Consider the following 15,068-nt stretch of genomic DNA (forward strand, 5'->3'; position numbering starts at 1 on the left):
TTCTGATGGTTGCCCATGGGGCCAGCTCTGTGATCGTTGAGGAATAAGGAAGTCAGGAAAAGGGGGCAGACAATAGGGAGAGTTTGTCACGTGGCGATTTTTCTGGTTCTATTTGGTGATACTAAAAAGCAATTTGATGGGGCGCCGGCGCGTTGATTGGATATTCGAGTCAGCGTCTGAATAGCCGCCATAAAAACTATGACTGAGCTCCGAAAAAGCATCGCGAAGGATTTGAGTTGGCTGGAAAGGTTCTATGCCGAAGCGGGATATGGCGGCACAGTTCAGCCCGAAGATCGGGTCTTCTTCGCAATCAGCGGAGAAGTCATCGCTGGTGTGGTCCGTCTAGCCATTGAAAACGGCTCCTTCGTATTGCGCGGCATGCAAGTGGCCGAGGCTTATCGCGGCAAACGGATTGGCATGGCGCTCCTCAGGTATTTGGCAGATGACCTGGGTAACAAACCATGTTTTTGCTTGCCATATTCGCACCTGGAAGCATTCTATGGAATCGCGGGCTTTCAAGTGGCAAACGACAGCGAAATTCCGTTGTTTTTGGCGGAGCGAAAGCATGCGTATCTTCATCGAAGTATGGATGTTGTATCAATGGCTCGACACTCCGCCGGGCCGGTTTTATGACAAGCCGCTGAAAATCGACGCCAAAAAAGGGCGGTATAGCGGAGTGCCAGACAATAAGGGAACTTCGATGCTTGCTCTTTCAATAGTAGGCCCACATGGCTCCAATATAGCCACAGGAAAGAAAACACTGGAGGTTCGCTCGTGGCGTCCAGAGTCCTTGCCAATTCGTGACCTTTTGATTGTGGAAAATTCGAGATTCTTATCGTCTGACAACCCGACTGATCTAAATGGTAGAGCTGTCGCAATAGTCGATGTCGAAGAAGTTCATAAATGGCGGCCTTCTGAAGTGGAGGCGGCCTGCTCAAATGGCTGGGAGCCAGGGTATTGGGCTTGGAGCTTATCAAACGTTCGTCCTGTTACCAGAGGCGTGACCGTTCCCGCTAAGAGGAAGCTGTATGAAGTCGAGCTAGCGCATGCTTTGCTCTAACAGTGCTCATTATTCGTGGGCATTAGTCGCTGGCAACTCAGTCCACTACACACCTCGAGAGACTAATTGGGGACAGGTTTTGCCTTTTGACTTTGTGAGACGGTTCCTCCTAAGGGTAGAAAAAGGCAAGACTTGACCCCAATAGTCCCGCAATATTGCGCCGCGAAAAGGTCGAACTTGGAAAGGCTGATTACGTGGCGCACATGCTCCCATATATTCGTCCGGAAACGATACCTAAAGGTTGATGGCTGATTGAAGGCAGGCTTCGCCTTTATCTTTTCCACGATGGTTTCTCCAAGGTTATCAAAAGATGGTTTTATTCGGACGCGCTGCTTCGCTGCGCGCCAGCGCATTGAAACGTTGGGATCGGTGCACACGTATGGATAGCCAGAGTGGTTTCGAATGAAAGTGATCGATCTGGACACGGAGACAGGCAACCAGCTTCTGGAAGCGCTGATGAGTGAGGGCTGGAAAAAGGTCAAGGAGTACCCGTCTCTGGCTTTTGATAAGGGAATCGATTTCGACAGTTTTACCCTCAGGAAAGACGGCTTGGAGCTGGTGCTTGAGTGGACCAATTGGGCCGAGTGGGAGATCCGTGGGGACGACGCGGCGCTTGAGGCGTTGGCTGATCGATATGCCTTGAAGGTCAGGGAGGAGCGCGGTACGGGAGGCGATTCGTGACCCTTCCCGGTTTTGGCTATGATGGTGCTTTTCCCGAACAGTGAGGTCCATTGTCATGCCGCAAGTTTCCTCAAGCGCAAAGGGGCGCTGCCGTTGCGGACGGGTTGAATTCGAAGTCCATTCCAAGCCCATGGTCACCATGGCTTGCCATTGCTCCGGGTGTCAGCGTATGTCGTCCAGTGCGTTCAGCCTGAGCGCGCTTTTTTCCGGCGAGGCATTCACTGTCACTCGGGGGGAGCCAGTGATCGGCGGGCTTCGCGGTGCCACGCGGCATTTCTTCTGCGATTATTGCATGAGCTGGTTGTTTACCCGCCCGGAGGGTGAGGTCGATTTGGTCAATGTACGTTCCTCCATGTTTGAGAATCTCGCCGACTATCGTCCATTTATCGAGACATTCACCAAGGCGAAGCTGGAGTGGGCGAGCACCGGGGCGGTCCACGGTTTTGATGAGTTCCCGCCCCAGGAGCAGTTTCCGTCGTTGCTTCAGCAATACGCGGACACCGTGGAGTGATGATGGGCTCCTCGGTCAAACGCGGTAATACCGTTCCTGTTCCCTGAGGCCGCCGCTGCTAAGGTGGCATCCCGTTACCGCAAATGGGCCGCATGTATCCGGGCGTGCTCCTGAGTAATCCGACATGAGAAACATCGAGTTCGTTGGTCTTGACCAGGTTGATCCTGAAGCCCTTCTGGCATTGATGAACGAAGCGTCACTGAGAACGCATCTGGTCGACCATGACTACTTCGATTCCACTGGCATTCGAGCCTGGGTAAAGGAAAAGGAAGCGCTGGATGCGTTGCCCGGTTGCCGGGTTCGTGGAATCCATGTGGACGGCAGGCTGGCGGGATGGTGTGGGATTCAACCGGATGAGGCAGGTTTCGAACTGGCTATCGTGCTTTCCCGGGCGTTTTGGGGAATTGGCCTCTCCGTATTCAGAAGCCTGATGAGCTGGGCCAGCGAGTTCGGTCATGAACAGGTCCTGTTTCACCTCCTCGGAAGCCGACCGCAATACCGGGCCCTGGAGAAAATGGCTGACAAGGTGCACAACAGCGAGCTGCTGGGCCGGCGTTTCACGACCTATCACCTGACCGTGGAGCAGCATGTTCAGTGATGCCCATCGGCGGGGGGAGGCAGTAGACCTCTTCTCTTTAGCCGGCCTGTATCAGGTCTGAGAAAAGTGATTCGGGTCAGGTCTTGCCATTTGCCTTTGTTAGACGACTTCTCCTAAAGGGGAGAGAAAGGGCGGGCTGGAACTGGTGCTTGAGTGGGGCAACTGGTTCGGGCGGGAGATTCGTGGGGACGGCGCGGCGCTTGACGCGTTGGCCGATCGGTATGCTCTGAAGATCAGAGATGAAGAATGAACCGGGATGGATGAAGGACAATGGCGTTCGTGTTGACGTACGTCCGCAAAGGCGTACAATTGGACGAATATTGAACACTCTGGAGGTGCGTCATGACGGGTATTACCGCCACCGAGGCGCGCAGCAATCTTTACCGTTTGATTGATGAAACCGCCGAGTCCCATCAGCCGATCGTTATCCTGGGTAAGCGGAACAGGGCGGTTCTGGTGTCCGAAGAGGATTGGGCCGCGATTCAGGAGACCCTTTACCTGCTCTCGGTCCCCGGGATGAGGGAATCAATCCGCGAGGGAATGGATATCCCCGTGGATGAGTGCGATGAGGAGTTGGATTGGTGACATGGAAGTTGGTTTACACCCGGCACGCGCAGAAAGACGCAAGGAAGCTGGCCTCCAACGGTCTGAAGCCGAAAGCTCAGGAGTTGCTGACGCTGCTCGCGGAAGATCCGTATCGGAAGCCGCCCCCGTTTGAGAAACTGGTTGGTGATCTGGCAGGAGCTTATTCCCGCCGTATCAATATCCAGCACCGGTTGGTGTATCAGGTGCTGGAGGGTGAGCGGGTGGTGAAGGTGCTTCGGCTTTGGAGTCACTACGAATAGCACCTATCCCCAGGGGCGTCAGACGGTCAAGTATTCTTTCACCAACGTATCGTAATGCCATTCGGCTCTTGCTTTTTATCTGTTGTAGGCTGGCGGTGAGTTGAGGTGAAAATCGGCTAGACCCCAAAGGCCTGCGCACAGAGGCTCCATGACCAGTACTTACGAGATCAGGTCAATTCGCAGGGCGGATCTCACCTTGCTTCATTCGTGGCGCACCAGACCCCACGTTCGCCGTTGGTGGGGCGAGCCTGGTGTGGAGCCGGATATCGAGAAGTTTGATGATCCGGGTATCGCTCTTTGGATTGCCAGTCATGCCGGATACCCGTTCGCTTTCCTGCAGGACTACGAGATCCACGCATGGCCGGACCATCACTTTCACTATCTGCCGCCAGGCTCGCGTGGCATCGACATGTATATCGGTGAGGCGCACATGCTCGGGGTTGGTCATGGGGCGATCCTGTTGCGCCAGCATGTGGATCAGCTTTTCAGGCGGGGTACGCCGGCGGTGGGCATTGATCCGCACCCTGACAACATCGCGGCCATCCGATGTTTTGAGAAAGCCGGGTTTACCATAACGCGGGAAGGGGTTGAAACCGATTGGGGACCAGCGGTGTTGATGGATCGACGTAACACGCCCTGATGCCATCCAGGAAACACACCTGAGAGGGCGTCAAAGTGGCTGCTGATGCCGGTGTGGCGGTCATTCATGTGGAAGAGAGGTCGCGTCCTCAACGACGCTTTTCGTATTTCCTGTTACAAGCCGTATTTAGAAAGGAGCTCAAGTGATCACCTGCTATCTCAACTATGTCATCGATCCCTACAAGGTCGCTGAGTTTGAGCGTTATTCGAAGATGTGGATACCGCTGGTCCGGAAGCTGGGTGGTCAGCATCACGGCTATTTTTTGCCGTCCGAGGGCGCCAATAACATCGCCATCGCTTTGTTTTCCTTTCCATCGCTGGCGAAGTACGAAGAGTACAGAAAGGCGTCTTTCAAGGATGCGGAGTGTCAGGCCGCGTTCAGGTATGCGGAGGAAACCCGCTGCGTAGTGAGCTGCGAGCGCAGCTTTATGAGACCGGTCTTTGAGTAGACTGACGCTGGTGTTCCGATAAGCCGGCTGGCTGGAGGGCCGGCGATGAAGGGCGCCGAATTGTGGCGCCCCCAAAGCAGGACAACATTGGTGATCCGGCCTCAGACGGTCAGATACTTCTTAACCAACGCGTCATCCAATTCCCCGACGGCGCCTTCCGCCACGTTACGGCCACGATCGAGAATGGTGAAGCGGTCGGCGGTGGCGCGGGCGAAGTGGAGTTTTTGTTCCACCAGCAGCACGGTGAGGCCTTCTTCCCGGTTCAGGGTTTTGATGACGCGGCCGATCATGTCGACGATGTTGGGCTGAATGCCTTCCGTGGGTTCGTCCAGAATCAGCAGTTTCGGGTCCAGAGCCAGGGCGCGGCCGATGGCCAGTTGCTGTTGTTGGCCGCCGGACAGGTCGCCGCCACGGCGGTGACGCATTTCGTGGAGCACGGGGAACAGTTCATAGATCCGTTCCGGGATCTTGCGCTGGCGATCCGGGCGCGCCTGCAGGCCGGTTTCCAGGTTCTCTTCCACGGTCAGTAATGGAAAGATCTCCCGGCCTTGGGGGACGTAGCCGATGCCGGCACGGGCGCGGTCCTCGGCGGCTTTCTTGCGCAGGTCCTGGTCGAGAAAGCGGATCTCGCCGGATGCCGAAGGCAGCAGGCCCATGATGGTTTTCAGCAGTGTGGTCTTGCCGACGCCGTTGCGGCCCATCACGCACAGGCATTCGCCCTGTTGCACGGACAGGTCCAGATCCCAGAGCGTATGGGATTCGCCGTAGTATTGATTGATGCCTTTCAATGACAGCATGAGCGTTCCTGTTCTGTGGTATGGGGCGGAGCGTTACTCGCCCAAATACACTTCGATCACTTTCGGGTCGTTCTGTACGTCCTGCATCTTGCCTTCGGCGAGGACGCTGCCCTGGTGCAGTACGGTGACGGTGCTGGCGATGCTGCGGATGAACTCCATATCGTGTTCCACCACCACCACGGAGTGCTCGCCGGCCAGTTGTTGAAGCAGTTCGGCGGTGCGCTCCACTTCCTGTCGGGTCATGCCGGCGATGGGTTCGTCCACCAGCAGCAATTTCGGTTGCTGCATCAGCACCATGGCGATTTCCAGCCATTGCTTCTGCCCGTGGGACAGCGCGCCGGCCACATGGTCGTGCCGGTCCAGCAGGCCGACGGTGTCCAGGGTGGCGGCGATGCGGTCGCGCTGCTCGCCGTTGAGCGGATGCACCAGGGTATGCCAGGTGGGTTTGGGGCCGGCCATGGCCAGTTCCAGATTCTCCGCCGCGGTGTGTTCCGGAAACACGGTGGGCTTCTGGAACTTGCGGCCGATGCCGGCGCCGGCGATTTCGGTTTCGCTCATGCGGGTCAGATCAAGGGTCTGGCCAAAAAAGCAGGTGCCTTCATCCGGCCGGGTCTTGCCGGTGATCACGTCCATCATGGTGGATTTGCCGGCGCCGTTGGGCCCGATGATGCAGCGCAGCTCGCCGGGTTCGATGTACAGGGTCAGATCGTTCAAGGCTTTGAAGCCGTCGAAGCTGACCGTGATGTTCTCCATGTACAGCAGATATTTTCCGCCGGTGTCCAGCTCGCCCGGATTGATGGTGCGGGTGCCGGGGCGGGCCGCGTCGAACACGCGATCACGGCGGAAAGTGTCACGCAGGTTCATGGGGCGTCTCCGGCTGGTCGTTACTGTCGTTATTGGTGTCGCTGCGATTATTCCCACCCCCTTTGCGCAGCCGTTGGCTGAGATTGTCCGCCAGGCCCACCAGCCCGCGCGGCAGGAACAGAGTCACCGCCACGAACAGACCACCCAGAGCGAACAGCCAGGCTTCCGGCATGATGCCGGTGAACACGGTTTTGCCGTAATTGACCAGAATGGCGCCGATCACCGCGCCATACAGGGTGGCGCGGCCGCCCACCGCCACCCACACCACCAGTTCAATGGAGTTGAGCGGCGAGAACTCACCGGGGTTGATGATGCCTACCTGGGGCACGTACAAGGCGCCGGCGATACCGGCCAGTACCGCGCTCAGGGTGAAGATCCACAGCTTGTAGTGTTCGGTGCGGTAACCGAGGAAGCGGGCACGGGACTCGCCGTCGCGGACCGCCATCACCACCCGGCCCATGCGGGAGCCGGTAATGTAGCGGCACAGCACAAAGGCCAGTGCCAGCGCGATGGCGGTTGCGATAAGTAGCGCCACGCGGGTGCTGTCCTCACGCAGTGAGAAGCCGAGGATGTCCTTGAAGTCGGTCAGGCCGTTGTTGCCGCCAAAACCCAGTTCGTTACGGAAGAACGCCAGCATCAGCGCATAGGTCAGCGCCTGGGTGATGATCGACAGGTACACTCCGGTGACGCGGGAGCGGAACGCCAGCCAGCCGAACACGAACGCCAGCAGCCCGGGCACCAGCGCGATCAACACCATGGTGAACAGAAACGAATGGGAGCCGAGCCAGTACCAGGGCAGTTCCTGCCAGTTCAGAAACACCATGAAATCCGGCAGCACCGGGTTGCCGTAGACGCCGCGATCGCCGATCTGACGCATCAGGTACATGCCCATGGCGTAACCGCCCAGGGCAAAGAACGCACCATGGCCGAGGCTGAGAATGCCGCAGTACCCCCAGACCAGATCCAATGCCATGGCCAGCAGCGCGTAACACAGATACTTGCCGAGCAGCGTGACCGTGTAGCTGCTCACATGCAGCCCGGAGTCCGCGGGGATCAGCTGATTCAACAGCACCACCAGGGCCACGGCGCCGAACAGGACGCCGATAAACCAGCGGGCGGCCCGGTCGGTCAGGGCGGTTCTCAAGTCTGAATGTCTCATTATTCCTCCGCGGCCCGGCCGCGCTGCGGGAACAGACCGCGCGGTTTACGTTGAATGAACAGGATGATGAACACGAGCACGAAGATTTTCGCCAGCACCGCGCCGGAGACCGGTTCCAGCAGTTTGTTGGCGATACCCAGGCTGAAGGCCGCTGTGAGCGTGCCCCACAGATTGCCGACGCCGCCGAATACCACCACCATGAACGAATCGATGATGTAGGCCTGGCCCAGGTTGGGACCGACGTTGGTGAGCTGCGCCAGTGCCACGCCGGCGACACCGGCGATGCCGGAGCCGAGTCCGAAGGTCAGTGCGTTGATGCGATCGCTGCGGATACCGAGGCCGCGGGCGGTTTGCCGGTTCTGGCTGACCGCCCGCACCTGCAGGCCGAGCCGGGTTTTCTTCAGCACCAGCAGCAGGCCGAGGAACACGGCGAGCGCGAAGGCGATGATATAAAGCCGGTTGAAGGTCAGGGAGAACACCGGATTGATTTGCCAGGCGCCGCTCATCCACTCCGGGGTGACCACCGACCGGTTCAGCGGCGAAAAAATCACTCGCACGGCCTGTTGCAGGATCAGGCTGATGCCAAAAGTGGCGAGCAGGGTTTCCAGCGGGCGTCCGTAGAGATAGCGGATCACGAAGCGCTCGATCAGCACGCCGACAAAACCGGAGATCAGGAACGCCGCCGGTATGGCAATGAGCAGGGACCATTCGTGTCCCTGGGGAAAAATCTGCTGCACCACGAAGGTGGTGTAGGCACCGAGCATGATCAGCTCGCCGTGGGCCATGTTGATCACACCCATGACACCGAAGGTGATGGCCAGCCCGATGGCGGCCAGCAGCAGCACCGAGCCCAGGCTGAGGCCAAAGAACAGAGTGTCGGCGGTCTGGTAACGGGAGGTCCGGGCATCGATACGCTGCAATGCGGCTTCCACCGCTTTGCGTTCGCTGGGCGCGTCGCTGTCGAGACGGCTGCGAAGGGCGTTGCGCACGGTCGGTTCAAGGCTGCCGGACAGTGCTTCAATAGCGTTGAGGCGTACGCTCAGGTCGCTGTCTTCGGAATACAGAGCGGCGGTGTTCAACGTGGTATCGATAGCCGTTGCCACCGAGGCATTCTCTTCCTGCGCTCGCCGTTCACGCAGGGCGCTCAACAGGTCGGGGTCTTTGGTGCCAATCAGGCTGATGGCGGCGGCCCGGCGCAGGGTGGCGTCCGGGTTGTTCAGGCCGACCACTGCTTGCAGATTCTGGATCTGCCGGCGCAAACGGTTGTTGATGGTAATTGGCGCGGCGGCGCGTGACTCCACCGTGCCCAGATCCGCCTCGCTGAGTGGATCATAGAGTTGCCAGCCGCCGTCGGCGCGTTCGCCGAGCACGATGCGGTCATTGGCGCGGTCCTGCAACAGACGCCGTTCCTGCAGTGCTTTGAGCAGTGCATCGGCCCGGGGATGTCCGGAATGGGCCAGCGCATCAATGCCGGCGGCTTTGTCGTCGAAGCTGCGGCTGCGCAGTTGCTGCAACACGTCTTCTATATTGGTTGTCGGTTCAGTGGCCGGTGCTTCGGCCTGAGCCACACTCGTCAGACACAATAGGGCGAGTGCGAGCGCGAAAACCCTGAGCATGGTGGCTCCTCATTGCGTAAGTGTCGGAGGCCGGAAGCCGGCCCCGACGGCGTTTCCCATGGTGCTTCCCTTTTCTCCGGGATTACGGAAACGATTACTGCGCGGCCTGACCGCCGCAGGTTTTGGTCTTGCTGTTGTAGTTGCCGCAGTTGACCGGCTTGGTCCAGTCGGCGATCAGGTCCTTGGAGCCGGGCAGGAAGTCCGACCAGGCGTCGCCGGCCACCAGACCGTCGGTCCGCCAGACCACGGCGAACTGGCCGTCGTCCTGGATTTCACCGATCAGAACCGGTTTGGAGAGATGGTGGTTTTTGTTCATCACCGCGGTGCCGCCGGTAAGGTTGGCGGTGGTGATGCCGATCATGGCGTCGGCGACTTTGTCGGTGTCGGTGGATTTGGCTTTCTCCACTGCCTTGGCCCACATGTTGAAGCCGATGTAGGTGGCTTCCATGGGGTCGTTGGTCACCCTTTGGTCATCACCGATGTAGTCATGCCATTGCTGGATGAAGCTGTTGTTCTCGTCGGTGTAGACGCTTTGGAAATAGTTCCAGGCAGCCAGATGGCCGACCAGCGGTCCGGTATCGACACCGGACAGTTCCTGCTCACCAACAGAGAACGCCACCACCGGGATGTCAGCGGCGTCAATGCCCTGGTTGCCCAACTCTTTATAGAAGGGCACGTTGGCATCGCCGTTGATGGTGGAGACCACCGCGGTCTTCTTGCCCTGGCTGCCGAATTCCTTGATGCGGGAGACGATGGACTGCCAGTCGGAGTGACCGAACGGGGTGTAGTTGATCATGATGTCCTCGTCCGCCACGCCTTTGCTTTTCAGATAGGCTTCGAGGATCTTGTTGGTGGTACGCGGATAAACATAGTCGGTGCCAGCCAGCACGAAGCGTTCGGCGCCCAGATCGTCGATCAGGTAGTCCACCGCCGGAATCGCCTGTTGGTTCGGCGCGGCACCGGTGTAGAAGACGTTCCTGGAGGATTCCTCGCCTTCGTACTGAACCGGATAGAACAGCAGGCCGTTGAGCTCTTCAACTACTGGTAGCACGGATTTGCGCGATACCGAAGTCCAACAGCCGAAGATAACATCGACTTTTTCCTTGCTGATCAACTCACGGGCCTTTTCCGCGAACAGCGGCCAGTTGGACGCGGGGTCGACCACCACAGGTTCCAGCTTCTTGCCGAGCAGGCCGCCTTTCTTGTTCTGTTCCTCCACCAGCATCAGCACGGTGTCCTTGAGCGTGGATTCACTGATCGCCATGGTGCCGGACAGGGAATGTAGAACCCCCACCTTGATGGTGTCGGCGGCATTGGCCAGGGTCGAGAGCGACAACGCCCCGGCGGCGATCCCGGCCTGAGCCAGCCGTTGCCAACGTTTTTTCATGATCATGTTTTTCCCCTCTGTATCATTGCCGATTTAAGTGCCAGGTTGCGCGCGGGATGCTCCGGGTCAGGAACCGGAGCTGGGCGCGGGCAGGGCGTTGTCGGTTTCTCCGCTACCTTGACGCCTTGCCTCGTAAAGCATGTGCAGGGTGATTTTGCGAACCTCGTTGCGGCTCGCCTCGATGTGCGCCTCGAGCATGATCTGCGCCGGCTCCACCCGCCGGTGCAGAATCGTTTCGAGAATCGCGTGATGTTCGTCGTAGGTGGCATCGATGCGCGCGCGCTTGGTGAAATCCAGGCGGCGAATGATGCGCAGCCGTTCGGTGATGTGGTGATGGATGCGCGTCATCTCGCTGTTGCCGGCGATGCGTACCAGCTCGCTGTGGAAGTTCTCATCCAGGCTGAGCACGCCGCTAATGTCCCGCAGCCGCTGGTCCTCCGGTACGCCCCAAAGAGCCATCAGCGCTTGCAGTGTATCGGCCGGATTCTCCAGCTCGCAGAGCCGCCGCACCGCCGCGCATTCGAGCACGGTGCGAACGTCGTAAAGCTCTTCAAAATAATGAAAGTCGAAGGGCTTCACCTGCCAGCCGTTACGCGGGGAGACTTCCACATAGCCTTCCCGCTCCAGCCGGAACAGAGCCTCCCGTACCGGGGTGCGCGAGGCGCCGGTACGCTGCGCCATCTCGTTTTCGCTGAAGCGGTCGCCGGGCAACAGACGGAATTCAAAGATGTCCTCCTTGATGTCCTGATAGACCTTGTCGGCCAACTGCTTGCCACGGCGCGGGGTGGTGATCATGCCGCACTCTCCGTATCGCTTCCCTTGGGATCAATAACGGCCACCGGATCGCCGGCGTTGATCAGGGTGCCGGGCTTGCAGTGAAGACCGGTGACGGTGCCGGCGGTGCTGGTGGTGATAGCGAATTCCATCTTCATTGCCTCCACCACCAGCAGGGTTTGTCCGGCTTCCACCTGGGCGCCTTCTTCCACCAGCAGTTTCCAGACGTTGCCGCTGATCTCGGCGCTGACCACGTGGCCGTCGAGATCGCCGATTTCCACCTTATTGCCCAATAACGCGGATTCCACCGCCGCGTCCTCGTCCTGCCAGCGCTGCACTTCGGCCTGGTAGGCGCTTTGCTGGCGCTCGCGGAACGCTTCCATCTCCGGTTCGATGCTTTCCAGGAAGGCGCGGTACTCCGCCAGGCTGAACGGTTCCTCGGTGATTTCCACCTGCAGGCGGCCTTCACGGAAGGCGTCGCGCATCTCTCCCAGCTCCGCTTCGCTCACCGGGTAGTAACGCACCTGATCGAAGAATCTGAGCAGCCAGGGCTCGCCGGGTTTGAACTGAGGGTTCTTCAGATGCTTGTTCCAAATCGGCAGCGTGCGGCCCACCAGCTGATAACCGCCGGGGGAGTCCATGCCGTAAATGCACATATAGACGCCGCCGATACCGACGGTGCCTTCGGCGGTATAGGTGCGGGCCGGGTTGTACTTGGAGGTCATCAGGCGATGGCGCGGGTCCACCGGCACCGCGCAGGGGGCGCCTAGATAGACATCGCCAAGACCGAGCACCATGTAGCTGGCGTCATAGACAATGCGCTTCACCGCGTCGATGGATGCCAGGCCGTTGATACGGCGAATGAACTCCACGTTGTTGGGCAGCCAGGGCGCGTCCGGGCGAATGGTTTCCTGGTAGCGTTGTACCGCGTCGAGGGTCGCGCTGTCCTCGAACGCCAGTGGCAGGTGCAGTACCCGGGTCGGCACCACCAGATCATCCACGGAGCCTATCGCGGCTTCCCGTTCCAGCAGGGCGGCCACCAGATCCTGTTGATGCAGCACACGGGAATCGTAGTGCACCTGCAGGCTGCGCACGCCGGGAGATAACTCAAGAATGCCGTCCACCGGCGTCGACTTCAGTGATTCCATCAACGCATGGACACGGAAGCGCAAGGCCAGATCGAGCACGTTTTCGCCGTATTCGATCAGAATGTATTTGTCGCCGGCCTGGCGGTAAGTGATACGCGGTACATCGCCGTTCGCCTCCCGTTCCGCCAGCATGGTGGGAGAGGTGATGCCCTCCGGTATGACGGTGGCGGTAGTCGGAGCCGGCGTTACCGGTTCCAGACTCTCGATGCTTTGGTCCTGGGCCTGTTCCAGCGCCAGCGCCTGATCAAAGTCGATGGCGACGAAACGGATCGAGTCGCCGGGTTTGAGCTGGCCCACCTTCCACAGTTCGGCCTTGGCGATGGTCACCGGGCAGACGAAGCCGCCGAGGCTCGGGCCGTCCTTGGTCAGGATCACCGGGAAGTCGCCGGTGAAGTTGATCGAACCGATGGCGTACTCGTTATCGTGCAGGTTGGACGGATGCAGCCCGGCCTCGCCGCCGTCGGTGCGCGCCCAGGTGGGTTTCGGGCCGGTCAGGCGAATACCCAGGCGGTTGGAGTTGTAGTGGACCTGATAGTCGGCGCCGAAGAAGGTATCGATGGCGTCCTGGGTAAAATAATCCGGCGCCCCGTGGGGGCCGTATAGCACTTTGATTTCCCAATGTTGCGGATAGTCAGGGATCAGCGCGGCGTCCGCCGGCGATGGTTCATGCACCGGCGCCGGGGTCGGGCAGCCGGGCAACTGAGGCTGGCACAGGGACAGCACATCACCCTTGCGCAAAGTACGGCCGCCATGGCCGCCGAACTGTCCAAGCACGAAAGTGGATTTGCTGCCCAGGTAATCGGGCACGTCGATACCATTACGTATGGCGATGTAGGTGCGGCAGCCGCTGGTCACCTTGCCGGTGACCAGGGTCTGGCCGGCACGGACCCGTATCGGTTGCCACAGCGCGACGGCTTCCCCGTCCAGGGTGGCGTCACAGGTGGCGCCGGTGAGGGCGACAATCGTTTCGCTATGGAAGTACAGAGTCGGGCCGATCAGTGTGGCTTCCAGGCCGGCGGCGCTGTCGTGGTTGCCGACGATGCGGTTGGCCAGACGGAACGCGTAATCATCCATCGGGCCGGAGGGCGGCACGCCGATATCCCAGTAGCCGGCACGGCCAGGATAGTCCTGCACCGTGGTATAGGTCCCCGGTTCCTGTACCTCGAATACTCGGGGACGATATTCGAAGGTCTCCAGATAACGAGTGGAGACGCGGCCTGCCGCCACGTTCGGGTCGATCAGAATCTGCCGCAGGTAATCCAGGTTGGTGGCAATGCCGCTGAGGCGGGTTTCCGCCAGGGCGTTCTGCATTTTCCGTAGAGCGGCTTCGCGATCGTCGGCATGGACGATCAGTTTCGCCAGCAGAGGATCGTAGTGCGGGCTGACCACGGTGCCGGTGTCGACCCAGCCGTCCAGGCGCGCCGCCGCCGGGAAAGCCACTTCGGTAAGCTCGCCGGGGCTGGGCTGGAATGCCTTCAGCGGGTCTTCCGCATAAATACGAACCTCCATGGCGTGACCATTGACCTGATAGGTCCGGTCCAGCGGTGGCCGTTCCCTGCCGGCCAGCATCACCATCCAGGCCACCAGATCGACGTCGAAGATTTCTTCGGTGACGCCGTGCTCCACCTGCAGGCGAGTGTTGACCTCGAGGAAATAGAACTCGTCGCGCTCGTCGTCGTACACGTACTCGACGGTGCCGGCGGAGCGGTAGTTGACCGACTCGCCAAGGCGGCGCGCGCTTTCGCGCAACTGTTCTCGGGTGGCCTCGGGCAGATTCGGAGCCGGGGTTTCCTCGACCACCTTCTGGTTGCGGCGTTGCAGCGAACACTCCCGCTCCCCCAACGCCAGCACGGTGCCGTCGCCGTCACCGAAAATCTGTACTTCGATATGGCGGGCCCGGGCCACGAACCGCTCCAGGAACACGCCGCTGTCGGAGAAAAAACTTTCGCCAAGCCGGCGCACGGATTCAAACGCCGCCACCAGCTCCTCTTCGCTATTGCAGCGGGTCAGGCCGATGCCGCCGCCGCCGGCGGTGCTTTTCAGCATCACCGGATAGCCGATTTCCAAGGCGGCTTGCCGGGCTTCATCCAGATCCTGCAGCAGTCCGGTACCCGGTGCCAGTGGCACGCCGGCGGCTTCGGCCAGGGCGCGGGCCTCGTGTTTGAGCCCGAATTGGCGCAACTGCGTTGGCGTCGGCCCGATGAAGGCGATGCCCTCGGCGTCACAGGCTTCGGCGAAGTCGGCGTTCTCGGAAAGAAAGCCGTAACCGGGAATGATGCCGTCGGCGCCGGTTTCCCGCGCTGCCTTCAGAATGGCGTCGGTACGCAGATAGCTTTCGGCGGCGGTCTGGCCGCCCAGGGCCACCGCTTCATCGGCGGCGCTGACGTGCTGACTGTTGCGGTCGGCGTCGGAGTATACCGCCACGGAGGCGATGCCCATTTGTTTCAGGGTGCGGCAGATGCGGACCGCGATTTCCCCCCGATTGGCGATGAGCACTTTTTGTAAACCGGTTGCCTGCTGCCCTGTTTCCGTGAACATGG

16 protein-coding genes are annotated in these 15,068 nt (G+C 59.9%); 9 read left to right on the top strand and 7 right to left on the bottom strand.

What is annotated here, in order from left to right:
• The first annotated feature begins 198 nt into the window (after positions 1 to 198).
• From E0L37_RS10580 to E0L37_RS10625, 9 genes are all read left to right on the top strand, one after another.
• A complete protein-coding gene (locus E0L37_RS10580) occupies positions 199 to 633 on the top strand; it encodes a GNAT family N-acetyltransferase (RefSeq protein ID WP_133491708.1) in 435 nt (144 codons plus the stop codon).
• Positions 566 to 1,060: an ASCH domain-containing protein gene (locus tag E0L37_RS10585; RefSeq protein ID WP_240687455.1), complete on the top strand. Its 495-nt coding sequence runs from the start codon at positions 566 to 568 to the stop codon at positions 1,058 to 1,060. Before E0L37_RS10580 ends, E0L37_RS10585 begins: the two co-directional genes overlap by 68 nt.
• 402 nt (positions 1,061 to 1,462) lie before the next feature.
• Entirely contained in the window at positions 1,463 to 1,741 is a 279-nt protein-coding gene (locus E0L37_RS10595) for a hypothetical protein (protein WP_133491709.1), read from the top strand.
• Between the two features lie 139 nt (positions 1,742 to 1,880).
• Complete coding sequence (locus E0L37_RS10600) at positions 1,881 to 2,252, top strand: GFA family protein (protein WP_255433143.1); 372 nt, start codon at positions 1,881 to 1,883, stop codon at positions 2,250 to 2,252.
• A gap of 124 nt (positions 2,253 to 2,376) precedes the next feature.
• Positions 2,377 to 2,850: an N-acetyltransferase gene (locus E0L37_RS10605; RefSeq protein WP_133491711.1), complete on the top strand. Its 474-nt coding sequence runs from the start codon at positions 2,377 to 2,379 to the stop codon at positions 2,848 to 2,850.
• A 342-nt stretch (positions 2,851 to 3,192) separates the two neighbouring features.
• Complete coding sequence (locus tag E0L37_RS10610; protein WP_133491712.1) at positions 3,193 to 3,435, top strand: type II toxin-antitoxin system Phd/YefM family antitoxin; 243 nt, start codon at positions 3,193 to 3,195, stop codon at positions 3,433 to 3,435.
• Positions 3,432 to 3,695: a Txe/YoeB family addiction module toxin gene (locus tag E0L37_RS10615; protein WP_133491713.1), complete on the top strand. Its 264-nt coding sequence runs from the start codon at positions 3,432 to 3,434 to the stop codon at positions 3,693 to 3,695. Before E0L37_RS10610 ends, E0L37_RS10615 begins: the two co-directional genes overlap by 4 nt.
• A gap of 148 nt (positions 3,696 to 3,843) precedes the next feature.
• The gene (locus E0L37_RS10620; protein ID WP_133491714.1) at positions 3,844 to 4,335 is read left to right on the top strand and encodes a GNAT family N-acetyltransferase; all 492 of its coding nucleotides are present in this window, start codon (positions 3,844 to 3,846) and stop codon (positions 4,333 to 4,335) included.
• Between the two features lie 142 nt (positions 4,336 to 4,477).
• Positions 4,478 to 4,783 (top strand): NIPSNAP family protein, encoded by a 306-nt coding sequence (locus E0L37_RS10625; RefSeq protein WP_133491715.1) that lies wholly within the window; start codon positions 4,478 to 4,480, stop codon positions 4,781 to 4,783.
• A 101-nt stretch (positions 4,784 to 4,884) separates the two neighbouring features.
• On the opposite strand, the gene urtE is transcribed toward E0L37_RS10625, so the two are convergent.
• The 7 genes from urtE to uca all read right to left on the bottom strand — a co-directional run bounded on the left by urtE (position 4,885) and on the right by uca (position 15,066).
• On the bottom strand, positions 4,885 to 5,580 hold the full coding sequence (gene urtE, locus E0L37_RS10630) for an urea ABC transporter ATP-binding subunit UrtE (protein WP_063142305.1): 696 nt from the start codon (positions 5,578 to 5,580) through the stop codon (positions 4,885 to 4,887).
• A 33-nt stretch (positions 5,581 to 5,613) separates the two neighbouring features.
• Entirely contained in the window at positions 5,614 to 6,444 is an 831-nt protein-coding gene (gene urtD, locus E0L37_RS10635) for an urea ABC transporter ATP-binding protein UrtD (protein WP_133491716.1), read from the bottom strand.
• A complete protein-coding gene (urtC, locus tag E0L37_RS10640) occupies positions 6,431 to 7,603 on the bottom strand; it encodes an urea ABC transporter permease subunit UrtC (RefSeq protein ID WP_133491717.1) in 1,173 nt (390 codons plus the stop codon). Before urtC ends, urtD begins: the two co-directional genes overlap by 14 nt.
• Positions 7,603 to 9,219, bottom strand: a complete 1,617-nt coding sequence (gene urtB, locus E0L37_RS10645) for an urea ABC transporter permease subunit UrtB (RefSeq protein WP_240687457.1) — start codon at positions 9,217 to 9,219, stop codon at positions 7,603 to 7,605. The genes urtC and urtB overlap by 1 nt, the downstream gene beginning before the upstream one ends.
• Positions 9,220 to 9,313: 94 nt before the next feature.
• Positions 9,314 to 10,612, bottom strand: coding sequence for an urea ABC transporter substrate-binding protein (gene urtA / locus E0L37_RS10650; RefSeq protein ID WP_133491718.1), 1,299 nt, complete (start codon positions 10,610 to 10,612; stop codon positions 9,314 to 9,316).
• 60 nt (positions 10,613 to 10,672) lie between these two features.
• Positions 10,673 to 11,401: a GntR family transcriptional regulator gene (locus E0L37_RS10655; protein ID WP_133491719.1), complete on the bottom strand. Its 729-nt coding sequence runs from the start codon at positions 11,399 to 11,401 to the stop codon at positions 10,673 to 10,675.
• Complete coding sequence (gene uca, locus E0L37_RS10660; protein ID WP_133491720.1) at positions 11,398 to 15,066, bottom strand: urea carboxylase; 3,669 nt, start codon at positions 15,064 to 15,066, stop codon at positions 11,398 to 11,400. Before uca ends, E0L37_RS10655 begins: the two co-directional genes overlap by 4 nt.
• Positions 15,067 to 15,068 lie beyond the last annotated feature (2 nt).

It is taken from the genome of Alcanivorax sp. 24 (assembly GCF_004360225.1).
GTDB classification, from domain to species: Bacteria; Pseudomonadota; Gammaproteobacteria; order Pseudomonadales; family Alcanivoracaceae; genus Alloalcanivorax; species Alloalcanivorax xiamenensis.

Bases quoted from the DNA above. Each gene is read 5' to 3' on its own strand.
- E0L37_RS10580 (WP_133491708.1), top strand. From the start codon at position 199: ATGACTGAGCTCCGAAAAAGCATCGCGAAGGATTTGAGTTGGCTGGAA.
- E0L37_RS10585 (WP_240687455.1), top strand. From the start codon at position 566: ATGCGTATCTTCATCGAAGTATGGATGTTGTATCAATGGCTCGACACT.
- E0L37_RS10595 (WP_133491709.1), top strand. From the start codon at position 1,463: ATGAAAGTGATCGATCTGGACACGGAGACAGGCAACCAGCTTCTGGAA.
- E0L37_RS10600 (WP_255433143.1), top strand. From the start codon at position 1,881: ATGGCTTGCCATTGCTCCGGGTGTCAGCGTATGTCGTCCAGTGCGTTC.
- E0L37_RS10605 (WP_133491711.1), top strand. From the start codon at position 2,377: ATGAGAAACATCGAGTTCGTTGGTCTTGACCAGGTTGATCCTGAAGCC.
- E0L37_RS10610 (WP_133491712.1), top strand. From the start codon at position 3,193: ATGACGGGTATTACCGCCACCGAGGCGCGCAGCAATCTTTACCGTTTG.
- E0L37_RS10620 (WP_133491714.1), top strand. From the start codon at position 3,844: ATGACCAGTACTTACGAGATCAGGTCAATTCGCAGGGCGGATCTCACC.
- urtE (WP_063142305.1), bottom strand. From the start codon at position 5,580: ATGCTGTCATTGAAAGGCATCAATCAATACTACGGCGAATCCCATACG.
- urtD (WP_133491716.1), bottom strand. From the start codon at position 6,444: ATGAACCTGCGTGACACTTTCCGCCGTGATCGCGTGTTCGACGCGGCC.
- urtC (WP_133491717.1), bottom strand. From the start codon at position 7,603: ATGAGACATTCAGACTTGAGAACCGCCCTGACCGACCGGGCCGCCCGC.
- urtB (WP_240687457.1), bottom strand. From the start codon at position 9,219: ATGCTCAGGGTTTTCGCGCTCGCACTCGCCCTATTGTGTCTGACGAGT.
- urtA (WP_133491718.1), bottom strand. From the start codon at position 10,612: ATGATCATGAAAAAACGTTGGCAACGGCTGGCTCAGGCCGGGATCGCC.
- E0L37_RS10655 (WP_133491719.1), bottom strand. From the start codon at position 11,401: ATGATCACCACCCCGCGCCGTGGCAAGCAGTTGGCCGACAAGGTCTAT.
- uca (WP_133491720.1), bottom strand. From the start codon at position 15,066: ATGTTCACGGAAACAGGGCAGCAGGCAACCGGTTTACAAAAAGTGCTC.